Origin of the sequence: Acidovorax sp. ACV01, assembly GCF_014851495.1 — a bacterium.
Lineage (GTDB): Bacteria > Pseudomonadota > Gammaproteobacteria > Burkholderiales > Burkholderiaceae_C > Acidovorax > Acidovorax radicis.
This window is the reverse complement of the sequence record NZ_JACUZT010000003.1, coordinates 102,824-118,688: the sequence shown is the minus strand read 5'-3', so window position 1 is coordinate 118,688 and position 15,865 is coordinate 102,824. Positions and strand designations below refer to the sequence as shown.

General features: G+C 66.6%; 13 protein-coding genes. 9 read left to right on the top strand and 4 right to left on the bottom strand.

From position 1 onward, the window contains the following. Positions 1-6: 6 nt before the first annotated feature. Both IB243_RS09270 and IB243_RS09265 read right to left on the bottom strand, forming a co-directional pair. Complete coding sequence (locus IB243_RS09270) at positions 7-1,875, bottom strand: feruloyl-CoA synthase (RefSeq protein WP_192426494.1); 1,869 nt, start codon at positions 1,873-1,875, stop codon at positions 7-9. A 40-nt stretch (positions 1,876-1,915) separates the two neighbouring features. Further along, the gene (locus IB243_RS09265; protein ID WP_192426492.1) at positions 1,916-2,701 is read right to left on the bottom strand and encodes a crotonase/enoyl-CoA hydratase family protein; all 786 of its coding nucleotides are present in this window, start codon (positions 2,699-2,701) and stop codon (positions 1,916-1,918) included. Positions 2,702-2,858: 157 nt separating this feature from the next. Between IB243_RS09265 and IB243_RS09260 the strand changes: the two genes are divergently transcribed. The 3 genes from IB243_RS09260 (at position 2,859) to IB243_RS09250 (ending at position 6,980) form a co-directional block, all read left to right on the top strand. Beyond that, positions 2,859-4,079 carry a thiolase family protein gene (locus IB243_RS09260; protein WP_192426491.1) on the top strand — a complete coding sequence of 407 codons (1,221 nt, stop codon included), beginning with the start codon at positions 2,859-2,861 and terminating at the stop codon, positions 4,077-4,079. 2 nt (positions 4,080-4,081) lie between these two features. Next, the gene (locus IB243_RS09255) at positions 4,082-5,335 is read left to right on the top strand and encodes a thiolase family protein (RefSeq protein WP_192426490.1); all 1,254 of its coding nucleotides are present in this window, start codon (positions 4,082-4,084) and stop codon (positions 5,333-5,335) included. Positions 5,336-5,417: 82 nt separating this feature from the next. Further along, positions 5,418-6,980 carry an acyl CoA:acetate/3-ketoacid CoA transferase gene (locus tag IB243_RS09250; protein WP_192426489.1) on the top strand — a complete coding sequence of 521 codons (1,563 nt, stop codon included), beginning with the start codon at positions 5,418-5,420 and terminating at the stop codon, positions 6,978-6,980. Positions 6,981-7,113: 133 nt separating this feature from the next. Here the strand turns inward: IB243_RS09250 and IB243_RS09245 are convergent, their stop codons facing one another. Both IB243_RS09245 and IB243_RS09240 read right to left on the bottom strand, forming a co-directional pair. Further along, complete coding sequence (locus tag IB243_RS09245) at positions 7,114-7,620, bottom strand: MarR family transcriptional regulator (RefSeq protein WP_192426488.1); 507 nt, start codon at positions 7,618-7,620, stop codon at positions 7,114-7,116. A gap of 165 nt (positions 7,621-7,785) precedes the next feature. Continuing rightward, positions 7,786-9,330 carry a YifB family Mg chelatase-like AAA ATPase gene (locus tag IB243_RS09240; RefSeq protein ID WP_192426487.1) on the bottom strand — a complete coding sequence of 515 codons (1,545 nt, stop codon included), beginning with the start codon at positions 9,328-9,330 and terminating at the stop codon, positions 7,786-7,788. 215 nt (positions 9,331-9,545) lie between these two features. Here IB243_RS09240 and IB243_RS09235 point away from each other — a divergent pair, with 215 nt between their 5' ends. The 6 genes from IB243_RS09235 to glcF all read left to right on the top strand — a co-directional run bounded on the left by IB243_RS09235 (position 9,546) and on the right by glcF (position 15,796). Then, on the top strand, positions 9,546-10,277 hold the full coding sequence (locus tag IB243_RS09235) for a TorF family putative porin (protein WP_010466916.1): 732 nt from the start codon (positions 9,546-9,548) through the stop codon (positions 10,275-10,277). 47 nt (positions 10,278-10,324) lie between these two features. Continuing rightward, positions 10,325-10,663, top strand: a complete 339-nt coding sequence (gene glnK, locus IB243_RS09230) for a P-II family nitrogen regulator (RefSeq protein WP_010466918.1) — start codon at positions 10,325-10,327, stop codon at positions 10,661-10,663. Positions 10,664-10,699: 36 nt separating this feature from the next. Next, positions 10,700-12,247 carry an ammonium transporter gene (amt, locus tag IB243_RS09225; RefSeq protein ID WP_192426486.1) on the top strand — a complete coding sequence of 516 codons (1,548 nt, stop codon included), beginning with the start codon at positions 10,700-10,702 and terminating at the stop codon, positions 12,245-12,247. Positions 12,248-12,510: 263 nt separating this feature from the next. Beyond that, positions 12,511-13,647, top strand: a complete 1,137-nt coding sequence (gene glcE, locus IB243_RS09220) for a glycolate oxidase subunit GlcE (protein ID WP_192427372.1) — start codon at positions 12,511-12,513, stop codon at positions 13,645-13,647. A gap of 25 nt (positions 13,648-13,672) precedes the next feature. Further along, positions 13,673-14,494, top strand: a complete 822-nt coding sequence (locus IB243_RS09215) for a YoaK family protein (protein WP_035198711.1) — start codon at positions 13,673-13,675, stop codon at positions 14,492-14,494. 42 nt (positions 14,495-14,536) lie between these two features. Then, positions 14,537-15,796, top strand: coding sequence for a glycolate oxidase subunit GlcF (glcF, locus tag IB243_RS09210; protein ID WP_192426484.1), 1,260 nt, complete (start codon positions 14,537-14,539; stop codon positions 15,794-15,796). Positions 15,797-15,865: the final 69 nt, after the last annotated feature.

Here is a 15,865-nt window from a genome sequence, read left to right as displayed (position 1 = left end):
GAGGAGTCAGTGTTGGGGAACGATCGTGAAAGGCAGGGCGCCGCCGTGCAGCGCGTCGACCAGCGCAGCGCGGTGTTGCAGCACCGCGCGCTGGTTGATGGAGCCCTTGTCGGTGATCTCGCCCTTGTCGAGCGATGGCGGCTCGGCCATCAGGTGCGCGCGGGCCACGCGCGTGGCACTGCCGGTGGAGTGGGCCGCCAGCTGGTTGAAGACCTGCTGGAAGTGCTGCTGCACGGGCGCGCTCTCCAGCACTTCTTGCTGGCTGGCGCTGTCGGGCAGCCCGCTGAGCAAGCGGATGGCCGGCGTGGGCACCAGCAGCGCGCCGATCTCCTTGAGGTTGATGCCGGTGATCACGGCGTCCTGCACATAGGGTGCGCAGGCCGCGATGATCTTCGCGCGCATGGGGCCCACGCTCACGAAGGTGCCGGTACTGAGCTTGAAGTCCTCGGCAATGCGGCCGTCGAACTTCAGGCCCTTGTTCAGGTCGTTCTCGTCGATCCACTTCACCGCGTCGCCCGAGCAGTAGAAGCCCTCTTCATCGAAGGCGTCGCGCGTGGCTTCGGCATTGCGCCAGTAGCCGGGCGTGATGTTGGGGCCGCGGTAGCGCACCTCGACCTTGCCGTCCACGGGCACGAGCTTGAGCTCGAGCCCCGGCGTGGGCACGCCGATGTCGCCGGCCTGCACGTCGGGGCTGTTCACCGCCACGCAGAACGGGCAGCCTTCGGTCATGCCCAGGCCCGTGTTCATCACGATGCGCTCGCCCACCTCGCGCTCGGCGCTCTCGAACAGAGAGTCCCAGATGGGCTGCGAGAGCGCGGCTGCGGCAAAGAAAAACATCTTCACGCGGCTGAGCAGGTTCTTGCGCAGCTGCGCGTCTGTCTTCATGGTCTGTGCGATCACCTCGAAACCCGTGGGCACGTTGAAGTACACCGTGGGCGCGATCTCGCGCAGGTTGCGGATGGTCTCGGCCATGCCCTTGGGCGTGGGCTTGCCTTCGTCCAGGTACAGCGTGCCGCCGTTGTAGATGACGATGCCGAAGTTGTGGTTGCCGCCGAAGGTGTGGTTCCAAGGCAGCCAGTCCACCAGCACCAGGGGCTCTTCGGCCAGCACCGGCATCGACTGGTTCATCTGCTGCAGGTTGGCGGCCCACATGCCGTGCGTCACGATCACGGCCTTGGGCAGCTTGGTGGAGCCCGAGGTGAACATGAACTTCGCGATGCTGTCGGCCGTGATGGCGCTGTGCGCCGCATCCACGGCCGGCGTGGCAGGGGTGGCCAGCAGGTCGCTGAAGGCCACGGTGCTGCGGCCCGGGATGCTGCCGGTGCCCAGCACCACCTTCACGTCGTCGGCCACGGTGGCCTCGATGGCGCGCGCAAAGCGCGTGGCGTCGCTCGCGAACACCAGGCCGGGGGTCAGCGTGTCCAGCACATGGCGCAGCTTGTCGAAGTCCTGGCTGATGGTGGAGTACGCGGTGGAGACGGTGCACTGCGGCACGCCGGCCACCAGGCAGCCCAGCGACAGCAGCGCGTGGTCCAGGTCGTTCTCGCTCAGGATGGCCACGGGGCGCTCGGCGCTCAGGTGCATGTCGAGCAGGGCCTGGGCAATGCTGCGCGCGGCCTGCCACGCCTGGCCGTAGGTGATGTGGCGCCACTCGCCCAGGCTGCCGTCGGCGTTCTTCACGCGCTGGGCCATCCAGGTCCGGTCGGGCACGGTCTGGGCCCAATGCGCCAGCCGGTCGGTCAGGCGCAGCGGGTAGGCCTCCAGGTCTTGCGTGGCCCGCACGTAGACCACGCCGTCGTCGGCCTGGCGGGTGCTGACTTCGGTCACGCCAAAGCGCAGCGGCCGGTAGCGGGGGGAGGGGTTGGTTGCCGTCATAGGTGCTTTCGAGGCTTTTCGCGGGCGCGATACCGCTTTCTCAGTCCTTCTTGACCTTGGCGGCCTTGCCGTCGAGGAAAGCCCGCACACGCGCCTTGGCTTCGGGGGCGCTCTGGGCGATGGCGGCCATCATGGCTTCGGTCATCAGGCCCTGGTCCGACGGCTGCTCGGCGATGCGCGGCAGCGCGTGCATCAGCGCGTAGTTGGTCAGCGGCGCGTTCTGCGCAATGCGCTGGGCCAGCTCGAAGGCCTTGTCGAATGCGGTGCCGTTGGGCACGAGGTACTGCGCAAAGCCCACGCGCTCGCCGTCCACTGCGTTGTAGACGCGGCCGGTCATCATCATGTCGGTCATGCGCGCCGTGCCGATCAGGCGCGGGATGCGCACCGCGCCGCCGCCGCCCACGAAGATGCCGCGCGAGCCTTCGGGCAGCGCGTAGAAGGTGGACTCGTCGGCCACGCGGATGTGGCAGGCGCTGGCCAGCTCCAGGCCGCCGCCCACCACCGCGCCGTGCAGCGCCGCCACCACGGGCACGGGGCCGAACTGCACGCGGTCCAGCGCCGCGTGCCACATGCGCGAGTGGTGCAGGCCCTGGCCGGCATCGCGCTCCTTGAGCTCGGACAGGTCCAGGCCGGAGCAGAAGTGGTCGCCTTCGCCATCGATCACCGCCGCGCCCACGGAGGCGGGCAGCGTCTCCATCAGGTCCCGCAGCGCCAGGATCAGGCCGTCGTTCAAGGCATTGCGCTTGGCGGGGCGGGTGAGGCGGATGACCGCGATTTCCTCGTGTTCGCCACGGATTTCAAGGGAGATGTCGGAATGCTTGGTCATGGTGGTGTGTATGAGTTAGGGAAATTATGGTTATCAAAAATAACTAAAACAAGCCCGCAATGGTGCTCTTTGCTAGGTGGTTTCCCTAGCTTTCCGGGGCTGTCATATGGTTATGATAAATAACTAAAATGACACCGACTCATCGCAAGGACCCGCCATGAACGCCTTCATTCCCTACGGTATCTACTGGTCGTCCCCGTTTGCCAAGTGGCAGGGCTCGCTGGCCAACCTCAATGCCCTGCCGCTGGCAGCCACCGTGGGCAAGCAGGCGCTGGCTGCGCGCGGGTACGACCTGGCGGCGGTGGACCTGGCAATCCTTGGCATCACCAATCCGCAAAAGGGCAGCTTCTACGGCCTGCCGTGGGTCACGGGCCTCATGGGTATCGACCGCGTGGCGGGCCCCACGGTGCAGCAGGCCTGCGCCACCAGTGTGCGCGCGCTGCAGATGGCCGCGCAAGAGGTGGCCTGCGGCACCGCTACCAGCGCCCTGCTGGTGATGGCCGACCGCCAGTCCAACGGCCCGGTGGTGTACTACCCCGACTCCAGCGGCACCGGCGGCTATGGCATCACCGAGCACTGGGTGCCCGACAACATGGGCCACGACCCGTACGCCAAGAACCCCATGCTGCAGACCGGCGAGAACGTGGCCGCGCGCTATGGCATCAGCACCGAAGAGCAGCACGCGCTCAAGCTGCACCGCTACACGCAGTACCAGGCGGCGCTGGCCGACGACCGCGCCTTTCAAAAGCGCTACATGGCCGATGTGCCGATCACTGACTCCAAGTTCCGCAAGCAGACCGGCACGCTCAGCGCCGACGAAGGCATCTTCCCCACCACCGCAGAAGGCCTGGCCAAGCTCAAGCCGGTGAAAGAAGGCGGCACCGTGACCTTCGGCGGCCAGACGCACCCGGCCGACGGCAATGCGGGCGCCATCGTCACCACGCGTGACCGCGCACGGGCCGCGTCCATCGACCCTGGCATCGAGGTCGAGATCCTGGGCTTCGGCATGTCGCGGGTCGAAGCCGGCTTCATGCCCATGGCGCCGTCGCCGGCCGCCTTCAACGCTTTGAAGCACGCGGGCCTGTCCATCGCCGACGTGCACGCCATCAAGACGCACAACCCGTTTGCTGTGAACGACATCGCCCTGGCGCGCGACACCGGCTTTGCGTGGGAGCGCATGAACAACTACGGCAGCTCGATCATCTGGGGCCACCCGCAGGCGCCGACCGGCATGCGCGCCATCATCGAACTGATTGAAGAGCTGGTGCTGCGCGGCGGCGGCGTGGGCCTGTTCACCGGCTGCGCGGCGGGCGACACGGGCTACGCCACCGTGCTGCGCGTGACCGACAGCAGAACCAGTACAACCACCAAGGTCTGACCATGACAACAAGCACCGAACATTCCTTTTCTGCCCCGCTGAACGCCTGGCTGGTCGACGGCGTGCGCACGCCCATGGTCGACTACTGCGGGCCGCTGGGCCATGTGTCGCCCACCGACATGGGCATCAAGGTGGCGCGCGCCGTGCTGGAGCGCAGCGGTGTTCCCGCTGCCGATGTGAACTCGGTCATCACCGGGTCGATGGCGCAGGCCGACTTCGACGCCTTCGTGCTGCCGCGCCACATCGGCCTGTATGCCGGCGTGCCGCAGAGCGTGCCGGCCATTTTGGTATCGCGAATCTGCGGCACAGGCTTTGAGCTGTTCCGCCAGGCGGCGGACCAGATTGCCCTGGGCTATGCCGACGTGGCGCTGGTGGTGGGCACCGAGTCCATGACGCGCAACCCCATTGCCGCCTACACGCACCGCACCGGCTTCAAGCTGGGCGCGCCGGTGGAGTTCAAGGACTTCCTGGTCGAAGCGCTGATCGACACCGCCGGCCCGGTCACGATGATCGAGACCGCCGAGAACCTGGCCAAGCAATACGGCATCACGCGCGAGGAGGTGGACGCCTTCGCCTCGCAGTCGTTCGACCGCGCGCTCAAGGCGCAGGCAGACGGTTTTCTGGCGGGCGAAATCGTGCCGGTCATTAGCGAGAAGTTCGAGCTGGCAGGCTATGCCACGCGCGGCATCACCTTGCCGCGCAAGGTGGCGCAGCTGGACCGCGACACGCACCCGCGCCCCTCGCCCGTCGAGACGCTGGCGGGCCTGCGCACGGTGTACCCCGGCGGCGTGCAGACGGCGGGCAACAGCTCGGCCCTGGTCGATGGCGCCGCGGGCGCTATCGTGGCGAGCGACGCCTATGTGCAGCGGCGCGGCCTCAAGCCCCTGGCGCGCCTGCGCGGTGCCGCGGCCGCGGGCGTGGCGCCGGAGTACATGGGCATCGGCCCGGCGCCGGCCATCCGTGCGCTGTTGGCGCGCACGGGGCTCACGCTCGCGGACATTGGCCTTTTTGAAATCAACGAAGCGCAAGGCGCGCAGACCTTGGCCGTGGGCCGCGAACTGGGCCTGGATCTGAACAAGCTCAACGTGAACGGGGGCGCCATCGCCCTGGGCCACCCGCTGGCCGCCACCGGCGTGCGCTTGACGGTGACGCTGGCGCGCGAGCTGCGCCGCCGCGGGCTGCGCTACGGTATCTCCGGCGCGTGCGTGGGCGGCGGGCAAGGCATTGCCTTGCTCATCGAGAACCCGGATGCTTGAAGTTTGAGAGAAACAGGGCTCAAGCGCTTATGGGATAAGCGCGAGCAGCTATCGAAGTAATAGTGTTCAATTGAAGGTCACCATGAAAATCATCACTGCCGCCCAGGCCGGGGCCCTGATCCCCGACAACGCCACCATCTTCCTGGGCGGCCTGGCCGTCTCCAGCCTGCCCGAAGAAGTGCTCAAGGGCGTGGAAAAGAACTTCCTCGATACCGGCCACCCGAAGAACGTGACCACCTGGGCCTGCGGCGCCATCGGCAACAGCAAGGACGCGGGCATGGTCCACTTTGCCCACCCGGGCATGATCAAGCGCACGGTCGCGGGCCATTTCGGCCAGACCGGCGCCGAGATGATGAAGATGGTCTTCGACGGCGAGGTCGAGGCCTATAACTTCCCGCAAGGCAGTCTGTCGCACCTCACGCGCCACATCGCCAGCCGCAGCCCCGGGCTGCTGACCAAGGTGGGCCTGGGCACGTTCGTGGACCCGCGCATCGAAGGCGGCAAGCTCAACAGCAAGTCCACCGAAGACCTGGTCAAGCTCGTCGAGTTCAACGGCGAGGAGTGGTTGTTCTACCCCGCGCCCAAGGTCGATGTCGCCATCATCCGCGGCACGCTGGCCGACGAGAACGGCAACATCACGCTGGACAAGGAAGGCGTGCTGCTCGAGCAGATCAACATCGCCCACGCAGCCAAGGCTAGCGGCGGCATCGTGATCGCGCAGGTGGAGCGCATCGTCAAGGCCGGCAGCCTGCACCCCAAGTCGGTCAAGGTGCCGGGCGTGTCGGTGGACTACGTGGTGGTCAGCCAGCCCGAGAACCACATGCAGACCATCACCACCCAGTTCAACCCCGCGCTGTGCGGCGATGTGCGCGTGCCGCTCAACTCGCTGGCGCCCATGCCGCTGGACGAGCGCAAGGTGATCGCGCGCCGCACGGCGCTGGAGCTCACGCCCGGCGCCATCACCAACCTCGGTATCGGTATCCCGGCGGGCGTGCCGTCGGTGGCGGCGGAAGAGGGCGTGTCCGACCAGTTCACGCTGAGCGTGGAAAGCGGCATCACCGGCGGCATCCCGGCGCAGCTGGGCGACTTTGGCACGGCCTACAACGCCGACGCGATCATCGAGCAGTCGCTGCAGTTCGACTTCTACGACGGCGGCGGGCTGGACGCGAGCTTCCTGGGCCTGGCGCAGGCCGACAACCACGGCAACGTGAACGTGAGCAAGTTCAACGGCCGGCCCGTGGGCTGCGGCGGCTTCGTGAACATCACGCGGTCCACCAAGCACCTGGTGTTCTGCGGCACCTTCACCGCGGGCGGATTGGAAGTGCAAGTGGCTGATGGGAAGCTCACGATCGTCAAGGAAGGCCGCTCGCGCAAGTTCATCGAGAAGGTGGAGCAGATCACCTTCAACGGGCTGGACGCCGCGCAGCGCGAGCAGAACGTGCTGTTCGTCACCGAGCGCGCCGTGTTCCACCTGACCACCGAGGGCCTGGAGCTGACCGAGATCGCGCCCGGCATCGACCTGGAACGCGACGTGCTGGCGCATATGGGCTTCAAGCCCATCATGCGCAACGTGAAGACCATGGACGCTGGCCTGTTCCGCGCGCAGTGGGGCGGGCTGGCGCAGGCTATGGCGGCGAAGGCTTGAAGGGCTGCCGGTAGCCGCTGGCCCCGGTTGGCCGTGTAACGCAAGCAAGCTCCAGCTCAGAAAAAAGCCAGCGAACCCGAGGGGCGCGCTGGCTCTTTGCCGCTGGTGGCTGCAGTGAGCCGCAGCCCGAGCGCTACGACGCGCTCTGCGTGTAGACCTTTTGCAACAGGCGGATCAGCGTCTTGCGCTCGGCGCTCGTAAGGTTGGCCGTGGCGTCCACCTCCAGCTGCGCAGCCGTCTGCTCGGCCTGTGCGGTCAACTCCACACCGGCAGGCGTCAGGTGCAGGCCCATGGCGCGGCCGTCGCTGGGGTGTGGGCGACGCTCGATCAGCCCGCGCCGCTCCAGCGCCGCAATCAGGCCCACCAGATTGGGTGGCAATACGTTGAGCGTGGCGCACAGCTGGCGCGAGGTGATGCCGGGGTTGTGCGAGACCAGCGACAGCACCGAAAAATCCACCACCTTCAGGCGGTACACCGCCATGCGTTCCATGAACACTTCGATCACCGCGAGCGACGCGCGCCGCGCGTTGTAGCCCACCAGCGTGCGCAGAAAGCCGGTGTCCACGGACTCGGAGGCAGGGGCTGGGGTGGTTGGGGCCATGGAGGCCGTGGTCTTTTTGGTGGGGCGAACGCTGGACATGGGGCGATTGTGGCGGGGGTGGGCGCGGGTTGGCAGCAGTTCGCGAAAAATTTGATTCAAATCAGCCGTTAGCGCTTATTTGATGGCTGTTTGTTGCTATAAAAATAATAGTATTCAGTGTGCGGCCCTTGCCACACACGGCGCACCTGCGGAGCCCATTGCGCTTCAGGCGGGGCTGCGCAGCACGCGGCGGTATTGCACTGCCTCGGCCACATGGCCCACCTCGGTGGTGGGTGCGCCGGCCAGGTCGGCAATGGTGCGCGCCACCTTCAGCGCACGGTGTGTGCTGCGTGCCGACCAGCCCAGGCGCGCGGCGGCGGTGTTGAGGAACTTGGCGGCGGCATCTTGCAGATGCAGGTGGGTGTCGATCTCCTGGCCCTGCAGTGCCTGGTTGGTCTTGCCCTGGCGGGCCAGCGCGCGGCCGCGCGCCTGTTCCACACGCTGGCGGATTGCGGCCGTGGTTTCACCGGCGGGCGCCTGCACCAGTTGTTCGGCGGGCAGGGCGGGCACTTCGACATGCAGGTCAATGCGGTCCAGCAGCGGACCGCTGAGCTTGGCCTGGTAACGGTTCACCTGGTCCGGCGTGCAGCGGCACGCGCGCTGCGTGGAGCCCAGGAATCCGCAGGGGCAGGGGTTCATGGCCGCGATCATCTGAAAACGCGCTGGAAACTCCGCACGCTGCGCTGCACGCGAGATCGTGATGTGGCCTGTCTCCAGCGGCTCGCGCAACGCCTCTAGCGCGGCGCGGGGGAATTCAGGCAGCTCGTCGAGGAAGAGCACCCCATGGTGCGCGAGCGAGATTTCGCCAGGGCGTGGGGGCGAGCCCCCGCCCACCAGCGCCACGGCGCTGGCTGTGTGGTGGGGCGACCCCGTGGGCCTGTGGCCCCAGAGTTCGGGCCGAAAGCGCCCGGCCAGGCTCGCAATCGCGGCGCTCTCCAGGGCTTCCTGCACCGTCATGGCGGGCAGCAGTCCGGCAAAACGCAGTGCCAGCATCGACTTGCCCGAACCGGGCGGGCCTGCCATCAGGGCACTGTGGCCCCCGGCGGCCGCGATCTCCAGCGCGCGCTTGGCCGTGGCCTGGCCTTTGACATCGGCCATGTCGGCGCCGGTGGTGGTGGCGGTCAGGGGCGTGGGCTGCAGCCGCGTCCAACCGTCGTTGTCCACGGCCGCATCGCCCACGGCCGTGCTGCCGGGCGGCAGGAAGGCCCGCACCACATCCAGCAGGTGGCGTGCGCGCACCACCTGTGCATCGGGCACCAGGGCGGCCTCTTCGGCGCTGCCAGGGGGCAGCACCAGCTGCGCGTCGATCTGCTGCGTCTGCAGCGCCAGGCTGGTGGCCAGGGCGCCGCGCACCGGGCGCAGCTCCCCCGACAGCGACAGCTCACCCGCAAACTCATAGCCCGCCAGGCGGCTGCCGTCCACCTGCCCGCTGGCGGCGAGGATGCCCAGCGCAATCGGCAGGTCGAAACGGCCTGAATCCTTGGGCAAATCGGCGGGTGCCAGGTTCACCGTGATGCGCTTGTTGTGGGGGAACTCCAGTCCCGCGTTCTGCAATGCCGAGCGCACCCGTTCGCGGGCTTCCTTGACCTCCACCTCGGCCAGTCCCACCAGGGTGAAACTGGGCAAACCGTTGGCCAGATGCACTTCGACGGTGACAGAAGGTGCCTGCAGCCCCAGAAGGGCGCGGCTTTGCACCAAAGCAAGACTCATGAAGCGGTTTCTCCCCAGATGGGTGCGTTTTATGGTTTTTTTGCGCGGCCGGGTTGCATCGCGCACCAACAAGGTGCAGCATCGTCTGCGCGCACACCGCCACTGTACTTGGGGATCGGTGTAACGCAACGCAACGGCGATGGGGTGGATGCACCGGCGTGTGGCACGGTCCGTGCTTAAAGCGCTCGTCCCTACTTTGTCCAACCGGAGGAAACATGACCCGCGCCATCATCAAGACCCTGGGCGTTGCCCTAGTTGCAACCCTTCCCCTGCTGGCCAATGCCCAGCTCACTGGCAACGTCAGCCTGACCACCAACTACAAGTTCCGTGGCCAGGACCAGGACGTTTCCAAGTCCAAAGCCGTCAAGCCCGCCATCCAGGGTGGTTTTGACTACGCCTTCGGTGACTCCGGCTGGTACGTGGGCAACTGGAACTCCAGCGTGGACTGGCTGGCCAACAACTCCATCGAATCCGACCTGTACGGTGGCTACAAGTTCAAGGCCGGTGGCGCAGACCTCGACCTGGGCGCGCTGACCTACATCTACCCTGGCAACGCCAATGGCAACACCACCGAGCTGTACGGTGCGGCCACCATGGGCCCCTTCACTGCCAAGTATTCGCACACCATCTCTAACGACTACTTCGGCTGGGCTGGCGCCAAGTCCGGCTCGGGCCTCAAGGGCCGCAACACCGGCTACCTGAACTTCGCCTTCGCTCAAGAAGTGGCTCCCAGCGTCACTGTGAAGGCCTCGGTGGGCTTCACACGTTTTGCCAGTGACATCAAGGACCTGGGCGTGCCGAACTACATGGACTACAGCGTGGGCGGTGCCTATGACTTCGGCAGCGGCCTGTCGCTGGGCGCTGCCGTGGTGGGCGCCAACAAGAAGGCCTTCTTCGGCCATGTCAACAAGTCGCGCGTGATCGTCACGCTCACCAAAACCCTGTAAGCAAGTCTCAATGGGCGCACGGTGCGTCCATTGTCGGAGGAACCAAAATGAAAATGGTGACAGCCATCATCAAGCCCTTCAAGCTGGACGAGGTGCGTGAAGCACTGTCGGACATCGGCGTGCAAGGCATCACGGTCACTGAAGTCAAGGGCTTCGGTCGCCAAAAAGGCCACACCGAGCTGTATCGCGGCGCGGAATACGTGGTCGACTTCCTGCCCAAGGTCAAGATCGAGGCCGCCGTGGCGGATGACCTCGTGGACCGCGTGATCGAGTCCATCGAAAGCGCTGCCCGCACCGGCAAGATCGGCGACGGCAAGATCTTCGTGACCCACCTGGAGCAGGTGGTGCGCATCCGCACTGGCGAAACCGGCAAGGAAGCGCTGTAAGGGCGCGGCCGTACTACATCCAAGAAGAGAAACGCCATGAAAAAACTGCTTGCTTCTTTCATTCTGGGGTTGGGTCTGCTGACCATGGGCAACCTGTCCCTGGCACAGGCGCCCGCCGCCTCCGAGCCGGCTGCCGCCGCGCCCGCTGCTGCAGCCGCTCCGGCCGCTGAAGCCCCTGCTGCGGCAGCTGCCCCGGCGCCCGTTGCGGCAGCGGCTGCCGCTCCGGCCGCTGCCGAGGCGCCTGCGCCCGTGCCCAACAAGGGTGACACCGCCTGGATGATGACCTCCACCATCCTCGTGATCCTGATGGTCCTGCCCGGCCTGGCGCTGTTCTACGGCGGCCTGGTGCGCAGCAAGAACATGTTGTCCGTGCTGATGCAGGTCATGGTCACGTTCTCGCTGATCGTGGTGCTGTGGTTCATCTACGGCTACAGCCTGGCCTTCACCGAAGGCGGCGCCTTCATCGGTGGCTTTGACAGGCTGTTCATGAAAGGCATCTGGGACAACGCTGCCGGCACCTTCGCCAATGCAGCCACGTTCAGCAAGGGTGTCGTGATTCCTGAAGTGGTGTTCGCCGCCTTCCAGGCAACCTTCGCCGGCATCACCTGTGCCCTGATCGTCGGTGCGTTCGCAGAGCGCATCAAGTTCAGCGCCGTCATGATGTTCATGGTGCTGTGGTTCACTTTCAGCTACCTGCCGATCGCCCACATGGTGTGGTTCTGGATGGGTCCTGACGCCTACGCCTCCAAGGAAGTGGCCGACGCCATGACCGGCAAGGCCGGCCAGATCTGGCAGTGGGGTGCTCTGGACTTCGCTGGCGGTACCGTGGTGCACATCAACGCCGCTGTGGCGGGCCTGGTGGGCGCGTTCATGGTGGGCAAGCGCATCGGCTACGGCAAGGAAGCCATGGCGCCTCACAGTCTGACGCTGACCATGGTCGGTGCCTCGCTGCTGTGGGTGGGCTGGTTCGGTTTCAACGCCGGCTCTGCGCTGGAAGCCAACGGCTTCGCCGCCCTGGCCTTCATCAACACGCTGGTGGCCACGGCTGCGGCCGTGCTGGCATGGTCTATCGGTGAAGCGCTGATGCGCGGCAAGGCTTCGATGCTGGGTGCAGCGTCGGGTGCCGTGGCCGGCCTCGTGGCCATCACGCCTGCTGCCGGCAACGTTGGCATCGGCGGTGCGCTGGTGATCGGCCTCGTGGGCGGCTTTGCCTGCCTGTGGGGTGTGAACGGCCTCAAGAAGCTGCTGGGTGCGGATGACTCGCTCGACGTGTTCGGCGTGCATGGCATTGGCGGTATCGTGGGTGCCCTGCTGACCGGCGTGTTCAACGCCCCTGGCCTGGGTGGCCCTGGCTACGTGGCCGACTGGGTGACCGCCACCATGGTGACCTCTGCCGACTATTCCATCGCCGCGCAAGTCTGGACGCAGACCAAGGCCGTGTTGCTGACCATCGTGTGGTCGGGTGTGGTCTCCTTCGTGGCGTACAAGATCGTTGACCTGACGATCGGCCTGCGTGTCACGGAAGAAGACGAGCGCGAAGGCCTGGACATCACTTCGCACGGCGAAACAGCGTACAACCGCTGATCCGCCTGCGCCCCACGCGCTGCGGTGTCTGGTGGCACCGCAGCGTCGCAACAAGAACAAGCGAGTCACTCCTTTGGTTGTTGAGCCCGCCGGCAACGGCGGGTTTTTTTCGTACCGATGGGGGGCTCGCTGCCTGTTTTGGCATGTATGCCAGAACACCTATCCCCAGACCCGTCTCCCGGCAGCCCCCCAGTCATTTGCACAGGCGCTGTTCAAAAAATTCACGCGCTCCTTGTGTGGCGCCGGACATGGCTGCCGCTACGATGCAAGGCATGGACTTCGCCCTTGCCCAGATCGCAGAACGTGTGCGCACCGCCGCCGCCGACCAGACCCCTTTGCGCATCCGCGGCGGGGGCACCAAGGACTTCCATGGCCTGGCGCTGCACGGCGAAGTGCTCGACACCCGTGTGCTGCGCGGCATCGTGAGCTACGAGCCCAGCGAGCTGGTCGTCACCGTGCGGGCGGGCACCCCGCTGGCCGAGCTGGAGGCCGCACTGGCCGAACAAGGCCAGTGCCTGCCCTTTGAGCCCCCGCACCTCGCAAAAACCCCTTCAGACGCTGCCACCGTGGGCGGCATGGTGGCTGCTGGCCTGTCGGGCCCGGCACGTGCCAGTGTCGGCGCGGTGCGCGACTACCTGCTGGGCGTGACCTTGCTCAATGGCAAAGCCGAGCTGCTGACCTTTGGGGGCCAGGTCATGAAGAACGTGGCGGGGTATGACGTCTCGCGCCTCATGGCGGGCGCCTGGGGCACGCTGGGCCTGCTGACCGAGGTCAGCCTCAAGGTGCTGCCCGTAGCGCCCGGCGAGGCCACGCTGCGGTTTGATGGCATCAACCAGGCCGATGCCCTGCGCAAGCTGCACGCCTGGGGCGGCCAGCCGCTGCCGCTCAACGCCAGCTGTTGGGTGCAAGATGGGGGCGTGGGCACCCTCTATGTGCGCCTGCGTGGCGCGGTGGCGGCGGTGGAGGCCGCGTGCAAGACCATGGGGGGCACGCGCATGGACAACGCCACGGTCGCTGCCGACTGGACTGCCTGCCGCGAGCAGACCCTGCCCTGGTTCGCGGCCCGCGCTGCGCGGCCCGGCCATGCCCTGTGGCGCCTGTCGGTGCCCGCCACGGCCCCGGTGCTGAGCTTGCCAGGCGGCGCGCAGCCGCTGGTGGAGTGGCATGGCGCGCTGCGCTGGGTGCAAGCCCCCGAAGCTGCAGGCGACGCCCTGCGCGAAGCTGCCCGGGCTGTGGGTGGAAATGCTTCTGTTTTTGTAGCTGCTGGCGCAGGTGGATCAAGCGCCAGGGGCACATTTGACCTTCAATCCAAGGCGCTGGAGCACATTCACGCCCGGCTCAAGCACAGCTTTGACCCGGCCGGCATCTTCAACCCCGGCCGCATGGCGCGGGCCTGGTAGGCGCGCCATCACTGCGTCCTCCGCCATGCGACGCCTTCGCCACCTCACAGGACACCACCGCACGGTCGCCAGCAACCGGGTGCTGGGCCTGTTGCTCGCCTTCAATGCCGGGGCGGTCAACGCCGGAGGTTTTCTGGTGGTGCACCTGTACACCTCGCACATGACCGGCTTTTTGTCGTCGCTGGCGGACAACCTGGTGCTGGGCCAGATGAAAATCGTGCTGGGTGCCATCGGCGCGCTGTGGGCCTTCATGTCGGGCGCGGGCACCACCGCCATCATGATCAACTGGGCGCGCCAGCGCAGGCTGCGCAGCACCTTCGCGCTGCCGCTGGTGCTGGAGTCCGTGCTCATGCTGCTGTTCGGTCTGGTGGGCGCCATCACGCTCAGCTGGCCCACGCCGTTTGCCGTGCCGATGACGGTGCTGCTGCTGTCCTTCATCATGGGCCTGCAGAACGCGACGGTGACCAAGATGTCCTCGTCGCAGATCCGCACCACCCACATGACGGGGGTGGTAACCGACCTGGGCATCGAGATGGGCAAGATGCTGTACTGGAACCGCACCGGCACGGCGCCCGAATCCCAGGTGCGCGCCAACCAGGCCCGGCTGCGGCTGTTTGCTGGGCTGGTGGGCATGTTCCTGGTGGGCGGCATTGCGGGCGCGGCGGGCTTCAAGCATGTGGGTTTTGTGTTTGTGGTGCCCCTGGCGCTGGTGCTGCTGGCGCTGTCGCTGCCCCCGCTGTGGGCCGACCGTGCCCGGCTGCGCCACCCGTTGCGAAAGTCGCTCGCGCTCAATGTTCCGCTCGACCCACCCCTGGGCCCACCTGCTGACCCACCGGCCACGCGCTGAATCCGTCCTGAAATTTTCTGTTTCTTCGCCCAGGCATGCACCATGCAAACCCAGCTTTCCCCTGAATACCGCGCCCGGGCCGATGGCCTGGAGGCCGAATCCATCCTGCGCAAATGTGTGCACTGTGGCTTTTGCACCGCCACCTGCCCCACCTACCAGCTGCTGGGCGACGAACTGGACGGACCGCGCGGCCGCATCTACCTCATCAAGCAGGTGCTCGAAGGCGAGACCCCCACGCGCAAGACCCAGATGCACCTGGACCGGTGCCTGACCTGCCGCAACTGCGAAAGTACCTGCCCCAGCGGCGTGCAATACGGCCACCTGGTCGACATCGGCCGCAAGATCGTCGATGAAAAAGTGCCCCGCTCCGTGGGCGAAAAAGCCCTGCGCTGGGCGCTGAAGGAGGGCCTGCCATCGCCCCTGTTTGCCCCCGCCATGAAGGCCGGGCAACTGGTGCGCGGCCTGCTGCCTGCATCCCTCAAGGCCAAGGTGCCTGCGCCCCAAAATGCCGGGGCCTGGCCCACGCGCGAACACGCGCGCAAGGTGCTTTTGCTGGCCGGCTGCGTGCAACCGGCCATGATGCCCAACATCAACACCGCCACCGCGCGTGTGCTCGACGCCGTGGGCATCCAGACCGTGATCGCGCCCAAGGCCGGGTGTTGTGGCGCCGTCAAGTTCCACCTCAACGACCAGGAGGGCGGCAAGGCCGAGATGCGCGTCAACATCGACGCCTGGTGGCCGCTGGTGGAGCAGGGGCGGGGCGTGGCGGAGGCCATCGTCATGAACGCTTCAGGCTGCGGTGTCACCGTCAAGGAATACGGCCACATCCTGAAGGACGACCCGTTGTACGCGGCCAAGGCCGAGCGCATCAGCGCCCTCACGAGCGACCTCTCGGAGCTGCTGCCCGCCCTGCTGCCCGAGCTGGCCGACAAGCTTGCCGGGCGCGTGCAGCGGCCCGACACGCTGTTTGCCTACCACCCTCCCTGCACGCTGCAGCACGGCCAGAAGCTGCGCGGCGGTGTAGAGGCGCACCTCAATCAGCTGGGTTTCAAGCTGCGCACGGCGCGCAACGATGCCCACCTGTGCTGCGGCTCGGCAGGCACGTATTCGGTGCTCAACCCCGACCTGTCGTACCAGCTGCGCGACCGCAAGCTCGGTGTGCTCGGCGAGGCTTTTGGCGATCAGCCGCCCGACATGATCCTGTCGGCCAACATCGGCTGCATCACCCACCTGCAAAGTGGCACAGGCACGCCGGTGCGGCACTGGGTGGAGGTGCTGGACGAGGCGATGCGCGCGGGCTGAGCTTTCATGCGGTGATGGGCTGCTGGCTGGCAAATGGGGCCGCAACAAAGGCAGTTTGGTGCCTGTAGC